Source organism: Streptomyces caeni (genome assembly GCF_042678285.1).
Classification (GTDB): Bacteria; Actinomycetota; Actinomycetes; order Streptomycetales; family Streptomycetaceae; genus Streptomyces; species Streptomyces caeni.
Map to the genome: position 1 here is coordinate 1 of NZ_JBHUDX010000121.1, position 7,918 is coordinate 7,918.

Consider the following 7,918-nt stretch of genomic DNA (forward strand, 5'->3'; position numbering starts at 1 on the left):
GCTCGGACGAGGGCCTGCACGACCCGTACGTCCTCGCCCATCTCCGGATGCCACTGCACACCGAGCACCCAGGGCGGACCCGGCAGTTCGACCGCCTCCACCGTCCCGTCCTCCGCGTACGCCGACACCGTCAGCCCGTCGCCGAGCCGGTCCACCGCCTGGTGGTGATAGGTCGGCACGGACACCGGTTCGGGTGCGATGTCCCCGTACCGCGTGCCCGGCACCGGCTTCACGGGATGCCTGCCGAACACCCCCACCTCGGCGACGTGCCCGTCGAGGTGCTGGACGAGCGTGCCCCCCAGGGCCACGTTCAGCAGTTGCATTCCCCGGCAGATGCCGAGCAGCGGCGTGCCGGAGGCCAGCGCCGCCCGGATCAGGGCGAGTTCCCAGGCGTCCCGCAGGTGCGCGGGCGGGCCGGTCCGTTCGGAGCGCTCCGCGCCGTAGCGGGAGGGGTCGACGTCCGGTCCGCCCGCGATCACCACCCCGTCCAGCCGGGCCACCGCGGCCGCCGCCCGCTCCGGATCGTCCGGCGGCAGCATCGCCGCGAGTCCGCCGGCCCGCTGCACCAGCCGCGGGTAGCCCGACGGCAGCAGCGCGGCCTCCAGTTCCCAGACGCCCCAGCGCGCCCCCGATTCCAGATACGTGCTCACGCCGATCAGCGGTCGTGCGGTCATGCGATCCTCCCAGCGTTCCAATGGAGCGCATCCATACCTTTGCCCGGACTTCTCATGTCAGGAACCCCCGCAGCAGGGCCGCCGTCCCCGCGCAGTGTTCCCGCATGATCTCCCGCGCCCCGTCCGCGTCCCCGTCGAGCACCGCCTCCACCAGCGCCACGTGCTGCCGCTGCGAGTGCTCCAGGTTCCGCACCAGCAGCGGGATGCAGTCCAGCAGGTCGTTCACGGTCGCCCGGACGGCCGCGTACTGCGCCGTCAGGGAGGGTGACCCGCCGAGCTCCGCGAGGGTGAGGTGCAGCAGGGTGTCCAGCCGCCGGTAGTCGGCCAGCGGCGCGTCCCGCGTGCGAGCCAGCGCATCGCGCAGCCGCTCCGCCTGCTCCGCCGTCAGGCCGTGCGCGGCGCACAGGCCCGCCGCCCCCACCTCCAGCACCTCCCGGAACCGCAGCACGTCCTCGATGTCGACCTTCTCGACGCGCCGGCGCAGCTCGTCCTCGCCGCGCGCCTCGGTCCGGGGTCGTACGAAGGTGCCGCCGTAGCGTCCGCGCCGCGACTCCACCAAACCCTCGTCCTGCAGCACCTTCAGCACCTCGCGCAGCGTCACACGGCTGATCCCCAGCCGCTCCGCCAGCTCCCGCTCCGCTGGAAGGCGCTCGCCGCCGGGCACCAGGCCGAGGCGCACGACCTGGAGGATCTGCTCCAGGGCCTCCTCGAAGCCGTTGCCGGCCCGCACCGGCCGCAGTACCGGGGTCAGCCGGTCCTGCGGGCCGCCGGTGCGCCCGGGTTCCGTCTGTGACATCTGGCCGCGCCCCCTTCCCAATCAATGGTTCTCGGAAATACCTTATGGCTCTCGGCGACCGAAGGAGACCTCCCGTGCCCGACCGCACACCCCCGCTCGGCGTCGAGGAGCTGCACGCCCTCGTCGCGGGCGGCGAGATCGACACCGTCGTCCTGGCCTTCCCGGACATGCAAGGCCGTCTGCAGGGCAAGCGGTTCGCCGCGCGCTTCTTCCTCGACGAGGTCCTGGAGCACGGGACCGAGGGCTGCAACTACCTCCTCGCCGTCGACACCGAGATGAACACCGTCGACGGCTACGCCATGTCCTCCTGGGACCGGGGCTACGGCGACTTCGCCCTCCGCCCCGACCTGGGCACCCTGCGCCGAGTGCCCTGGCACGAGGGCACCGCCCTGGTCATCGCGGACCTCGCCTGGGAGGACGGCTCGCCCGTGGCCGCCGCGCCCCGCCGGATACTGCGCGGCCAGCTCGAACGCCTCGCCGCCCTCGGCCTGACCGCCCAGGTCGGCACCGAGCTGGAGTTCATCGTCTTCAAGGACACCTACGAGCAGGCGTGGGACGCGAACTACCGGGGACTGACCCCGGCGAACCAGTACAACGTCGACTACTCCGTGCTCGGGACCGGCCGGATCGAGCCCCTGCTGCGCCGTATCCGCAACGAGATGACGGGCGCCGGACTCACCGTCGAGTCCGCCAAGGGCGAGTGCAACCCCGGCCAGCACGAGATCGCCTTCCGCTACGACGAGGCACTGGTCACCTGCGACCAGCACGCGATCTACAAGACCGGAGCCAAGGAGATCGCGGCCCAGGAGGGCGTCTCGATCACCTTCATGGCCAAGTACAACGAGCGCGAGGGCAACTCCTGTCACATCCACCTCTCGCTCGCCGACGCCCGCGGTGCGAACGCGATGGCGGGGGACGGACCCGGCGGGATGTCGGAGCTGATGCGGCACTTCCTCGCCGGGCAGCTCGCCGCACTGCGCGAGTTCTCGCTCCTGTACGCGCCCAACATCAACTCCTACAAGCGGTTCCAGCCCGGCTCCTTCGCTCCGACCGCGGTCGCCTGGGGGCACGACAACCGCACCTGCGCCCTCAGAGTCGTCGGCCACGGCCGTTCGCTGCGCTTCGAGAACCGGGTGCCCGGCGGAGACGTCAACCCGTACCTCGCGGTCGCCGGAATGGTCGCGGCGGGACTGTACGGCATCGAGCAGAAGCTGGAGCTGCCGGGGCCGTGCCCGGGCAACGCGTACACCGCCGAGTACGAGCACGTGCCCACCACCCTGCGTGAGGCCGCCGAACTCTGGGAGAACAGCACCATCGCCAAGGCCGCCTTCGGCGACGAGGTCGTCGCGCACTACCGCAACATGGCCAGCGTCGAGCTGGCGGCCTTCGACGCCGCGGTGACCGACTGGGAGCTGCGCCGCTCCTTCGAACGCATGTGAGAGGTCCTTCCGTGTCCGACCAGCCCGCCCCCGACGAGCACGAGCTCCAGATCCTCAATCCGGCCACCGAGGAGGTCGTCGCCACCCTTCCCGCCGCCTCCGCCCGGGACGTCGACGCCGCCGTCGTACGGGCCACCGGTGCGCAGGCGGTGTGGGCCGCACTCGCCCCCGGTGACCGCGCCCGGCTGCTGCGCCGCTTCGCCACCGCCGTCGACGACCACCTCGAAGAGCTGGCCCGGCTGGAGGTGCGGGAGGCGGGCCATGTCATCGGCAACGCCCGCTGGGAGGCCGGCAACGTCCGCGATCTGCTCGACTACGCGGCCGGCGGAGTGGAGCGGCTCACCGGCCGCCAGATCCCCGTTGCCGGCGGTCTGGACGTCACGTTCCTCGAACCGCTCGGCGTCATCGGCGTCATCGCGCCCTGGAACTTCCCGATGCCGATCGCCGCATGGGGCACGGCCCCGGCGCTCGCGGCGGGCAACGCGGTGATCCTCAAGCCCGCCGAGACGACCCCGCTCACGGCCCTGCGCCTGGCCGAACTGGCCCTGGAAGCGGGCCTGCCGGCCGGGCTGTTCCAGGTCCTGCCCGGCCGCGGCCCCGTCGCGGGCGCCGCGCTGGTCGAGCACCCGGGCGTGGCGAAGATCGTCTTCACCGGGTCGACCGCCGTGGGCACCCAGGTGCTGGCGAAGGGCTCCGCCCTGCTCAAGCGCGTCACCCTGGAACTCGGCGGCAAGAGCCCCAACATCGTCTTCGCGGACGCCGACCTCGACGCCGCCGCGGCCGCCGCCCCCATGTCCTTCCTCGACAACTCCGGCCAGGACTGCTGCGCCCGCACCCGCATCCTCGTGCAGCGCTCCGTGTACGACCGCTTCCTCGGCCTCCTGGCCCCCGCCGTCGAGTCCGTCCTCGTCGGCGACCCGGCCGACGAGAGCACCGGAATGGGCCCGCTGATCTCCAAGGCCCAGCTGGAGCGGGTACGTTCGTATGTCGGCGCCGACGCGCCCGGCATCCGAGGCAAGGCGCCCGAGGGCCCCGGCTTCTGGTTCCCGCCCACCGTCCTCACCGACGTCGACCCACGCGCGCGCGTGGCCGTCGAGGAGGTGTTCGGACCGGTCGCCGTCGTCCTGCCGTTCGAGGACGAGGCCGACGCGGTCCGCCTCGCCAACGACACCCCCTACGGCCTCTCCGGCTCCATCTGGACCCGGGACGTCGGCCGCGCGCTGCGCGTCTCCCAGGCCGTCCGCGCGGGCAACCTGTCCGTCAACTCCCACTCCAGCGTCCGCTACTGGACCCCCTTCGGCGGCTTCAAGCAGTCGGGGATCGGCCGGGAACTCGGCCCGGACGCGCTGACCGCCTTCACCGAAACCAAGAACGTCTTCATCAGCACGGAGGGCCCCGCACAGTGACCTCGCAGACACCCGACCCCATCTGCCGCCGCCTGGTCGGCCGTACCGCCGTCATCACCGGTGCCGGCAGCGGCATCGGCCTCGCCGCCGCGCGCCGGCTCGCCTCCGAGGGCGCCCACGTCGTCTGCGGCGACGTCGACGACACCCGCGGCCAGGCCGCCGCCGACGAGGCCGGCGGGCTGTTCGTGAAGGTGGACGTCACCGACCCCGACCAGGTCGAGGCGCTCTTCAAGGCCGCGTCCGACACCTACGGCTCCGTCGACATCGCCTTCAACAACGCGGGCATCGCCCCGCCCGACGACGACTCGATCCTGGACACCGGCCTGGAGGCGTGGAAGCGGGTCCAGGAGGTCAATCTGACCTCCGTCTACCTGTGCTGCAAGGCCGCCATCCCCTACATGCGGCGCCAGGGAAGGGGCTCCATCATCAACACGGCGTCGTTCGTGGCCCGGATGGGCGCGGCGACCTCGCAGATCTCGTACACGGCATCCAAGGGCGGGGTGCTCGCCATGTCCCGCGAGCTGGGCGTGCAGTTCGCCCGCGAGGGCATCCGGGTGAACGCGCTGTGCCCCGGGCCGGTCAACACCCCGCTGCTGCAGGAGCTGTTCGCCAAGGACCCCGAGCGCGCCGCCCGCCGCCTGGTGCACGTCCCGGTCGGCCGGTTCGCGGAGGCCGAGGAGATCGCCGCCGCGGTCGCGTTCCTCGCCAGCGACGACTCCTCCTTCGTGAACGCCACCGACTTCCTGGTGGACGGCGGGATCTCCGGCGCGTACGTCACCCCGCTGTAGGGGACGAAGGGGAACGGCCCACGCCCTCTGGACACCTTCTCGTGTGGGCCCTGGTGACGGCCGCCGCGCCGGCGGCCGCACCGCCCTCCTCCGCCGCCACGGACCGCCACCCGGACTGCCCGCGGCCGACGGCCCGTCGGCCCGACCGGACGAGCCCTGTGCACCGAGCGAATGCGGGGGGAGGCCCTGTGCGCCTCCACGCGCCACGTCCTACAGTGGCCGGGATGAGCAGTCCGCCCCCGCCCGGCTGGTACCGCGACCCGTCGTACCCGCTCACCGAACGCTGGTGGGACGGGGCCGCGTGGACCGACCACCGGCGTCAGCCCGAGATGCCCGTGCCGCCCCTGGTCTCCCCGCGGCCCCCGGACGGCGGCGGCCCCCGGCGCGCCAAGGTGGTCGCGCTCGCGACGGCCGGAGCCGTCCTGGCCGCGGCCATCGTCACCGGCGCGCTCGTGCTCGGCCACGGCGGCGGCGCGGCGCAGGCCAAGTCCTCGCCCACGGCGGTGACTTCGGTGTCCCACGACAAGCGGCCGACCACGCCGTCCGATTCGGGCTCCGCCTCCCCCTCCGGGGACCCGCACGTCGTGGTGGACGACCTCAACGGCATCACCTTCCCTGTGTTCGACGGCTGGGCCAGACCCGAGAACATCGCCGAGGACGACGTGGTGCTGACCACCCCCGGCACCTACGACTGCCCCGGCGACCCCGGCCTGTGCCGTCACGGCCGGGTCCTGTCGCGGACCGCAACGGTCGGTGCGGGCAGCTCCCCGGAGACGCTCGCGAAGGGCGACATCGCGGACGCCGCGAACGCGGAGTTCGACCGTGACACGATCGGCGGCCGGCCCTTCGGCGGCATCACGTCCCACCGCCTGGTGAAGGCCGGTCAGGTCGCCGTCGCCGGGAGGGCGGGCTACTTCGTGCGCTGGCGCGTCACCACCGCGAAGGGCCCGGGCGGTTACGTCCAGTCCCTGGCCTTCCCGTCCAGCGTGGGCTCGCAGGCGCCGGTCATCGTCCGCTTCGCCTTCGACGCGGGACCCGACGGGCCTCCGCTCGCCGAGATGGACAGGATCACCAAGGGCATCCGGCCGGTCGGCGACACGTCGGGCGGCGGGGGAGTGGGCAGCAGCATCGGGCCCACCCGGTGAACCGTCACAGGAAGGTGCGCCCCTCGCCCCGGTAGGTCGGCACGGTCGCCGTGACCTCGTCGCCCTCGACCAGGTGCAGCACGTCGAACCGCTCGCACAGCTCGCCCGCCTTGGCGTGCCGGAACCACACCTTGTCGCCGATGAGCAGGTCGTCGGCGGGCGCGCCCAGCAGCGGGGTCTGGACCTCGCCGGCACCCTCCTGGGGGTCGTACCCGAGTCCCTCGGGCAGATACGGCACGGGCAGCCGGTCGCGGCCGGGGGCGCCCGACGCGGGATAGCCGCCGCCCAGTACCGTCACCACGCCGACCCCCGGCCTGCGCACCACCGGCTGGGCGAACAGCGCCGCCGGACGCCCGCGAAACGAGGTGTAGTTGTCGAACAGCCGCGGCACATACAGCCCCGAGCCCGCGGCGATCTCGGTCACCGCGTCCTCGGCGGCCGTGTACTGCACGCTGCCCGTACCGCCGCCGTTGACGAACTCCAGGTCCGGCGCCACGGCCCGCACGGCGCGCACCACGTCGGCGCGCCGCCCGGCCAGCTCCCCGCGCGCCGCCGCCTGCATCAGCCGGACGGCCCGCGACCGCACCGGATGGCCGGCCACCGCGTCGCCCACACCGGCGATGTGGCCCTCGTACGCCATGACGCCCACGAGCCGGAAACCGGGCCTGCGCGCCACGGCACGGGCCATCTCCGCGACCTGGGCGGGGGAGTGCAGCGGCGAGCGGCGCGCACCCACCCGCACACGACCGCCGAGCAGCTTCAGCGAGGTGTCCAACTCCAGGCAGACGCGCACCACTTCGGTGCCGCCCTGGCGGGCGTCGTCGATCAGACGCAACTGGGCCGGGTCGTCGACCATCACGGTGACGGCGGCGGCGAGCTTGGGATCGGCGGCCAGTTCGGCGAAGCCCTGCCGGTCGGCCGACGGGTAGGCGAGCAGGACGTCGTCGAAACCGGAGCGGGCCAGCCACAGCGACTCGGCGAGCGTGAAGGACATGACACCCGCGAAACCGTCCCGGGCCAGGACGCGTTCGAGCAGGGCACGGCAGCGCACGGACTTGCTGGCGACGCGGACAGGCTTCCCCCCGGCTCGGCGGAGCAGGTCGTCGGCGTTCGCGTCGAACGCCTCCAGGTCCACGATCGCGACAGGGGCGTCGAGGTGGGCGGTGGCCCGGTCGTAGCGGGCGCGGTCTGCGGCGCGGGCGGTCATGAACGAAGCCTGCCAGATGCGATTACCGCAGGGTAGGGGGACGTTCCGGGCAGATGCCCCCGGCGCTGCGGACTGGTTCCCGTTCGAGGCGGATCAACCCGTAGAGTGACGCGCACGCGAGAACGGAGCGGCCGCCGCCCGGGCGCGCCCGCCTGGGATGGGCGTCCGTTCGCGCGGGTATGCCTGCCCGGGACGGGCGGTGCGTCCCGCACCGCGCGAACCGGCCGCCCCCCACGGGCGGTCGAACACCCCGGCAGACCCCGGGGTGGCCCGGCCACCAGGAAACGGGGGGTGCATGAGCACGGAAGCGCGTCGCGCCTCCATCCCTCCGCGCCCCACGGCCCCGCCCCGGCCCCCGAACGCGCCCGGTGAGCCCCCCGCGGACCCGCAGGACCCGTACCGGGCGACAGCGCGCGACCACGCCGCCGGAACGGTCCCGCCCCGCCCCGAGCACCCGCCCACG

Annotated in this window: 7 protein-coding genes; 4 read left to right on the plus strand and 3 right to left on the minus strand. The window is 73.4% G+C overall.

Going from position 1 to position 7,918, the window contains the following annotated elements:
- The coding region (locus ACFSL4_RS34865; protein ID WP_381091817.1) for a gamma-glutamyl-gamma-aminobutyrate hydrolase family protein at positions 1-674 on the minus strand (674 nt) is incomplete at its 3' end.
- Between the two features lie 52 nt (positions 675-726).
- Positions 727-1,470 (minus strand): FadR/GntR family transcriptional regulator, encoded by a 744-nt coding sequence (locus ACFSL4_RS34870; RefSeq protein ID WP_381091819.1) that lies wholly within the window; start codon positions 1,468-1,470, stop codon positions 727-729.
- A 74-nt stretch (positions 1,471-1,544) separates the two neighbouring features.
- Here ACFSL4_RS34870 and ACFSL4_RS34875 point away from each other — a divergent pair, with 74 nt between their 5' ends.
- The 4 genes from ACFSL4_RS34875 to ACFSL4_RS34890 all read left to right on the plus strand — a co-directional run bounded on the left by ACFSL4_RS34875 (position 1,545) and on the right by ACFSL4_RS34890 (position 6,248).
- Complete coding sequence (locus ACFSL4_RS34875) at positions 1,545-2,909, plus strand: glutamine synthetase family protein (RefSeq protein WP_381091821.1); 1,365 nt, start codon at positions 1,545-1,547, stop codon at positions 2,907-2,909.
- 11 nt (positions 2,910-2,920) lie between these two features.
- A complete protein-coding gene (locus tag ACFSL4_RS34880) occupies positions 2,921-4,315 on the plus strand; it encodes an aldehyde dehydrogenase family protein (RefSeq protein ID WP_381091823.1) in 1,395 nt (464 codons plus the stop codon).
- A complete protein-coding gene (locus ACFSL4_RS34885) occupies positions 4,312-5,103 on the plus strand; it encodes a 3-oxoacyl-ACP reductase (protein ID WP_381091825.1) in 792 nt (263 codons plus the stop codon). The genes ACFSL4_RS34880 and ACFSL4_RS34885 overlap by 4 nt, the downstream gene beginning before the upstream one ends.
- A 224-nt stretch (positions 5,104-5,327) precedes the next feature.
- Positions 5,328-6,248 (plus strand): DUF2510 domain-containing protein, encoded by a 921-nt coding sequence (locus tag ACFSL4_RS34890; RefSeq protein WP_381091827.1) that lies wholly within the window; start codon positions 5,328-5,330, stop codon positions 6,246-6,248.
- A 4-nt stretch (positions 6,249-6,252) separates the two neighbouring features.
- Here ACFSL4_RS34890 and ACFSL4_RS34895 read toward each other — a convergent pair whose 3' ends face one another.
- The gene (locus ACFSL4_RS34895) at positions 6,253-7,455 is read right to left on the minus strand and encodes an amino acid deaminase/aldolase (protein WP_381091829.1); all 1,203 of its coding nucleotides are present in this window, start codon (positions 7,453-7,455) and stop codon (positions 6,253-6,255) included.
- Between the last annotated feature and the right edge of the window lie 463 nt (positions 7,456-7,918).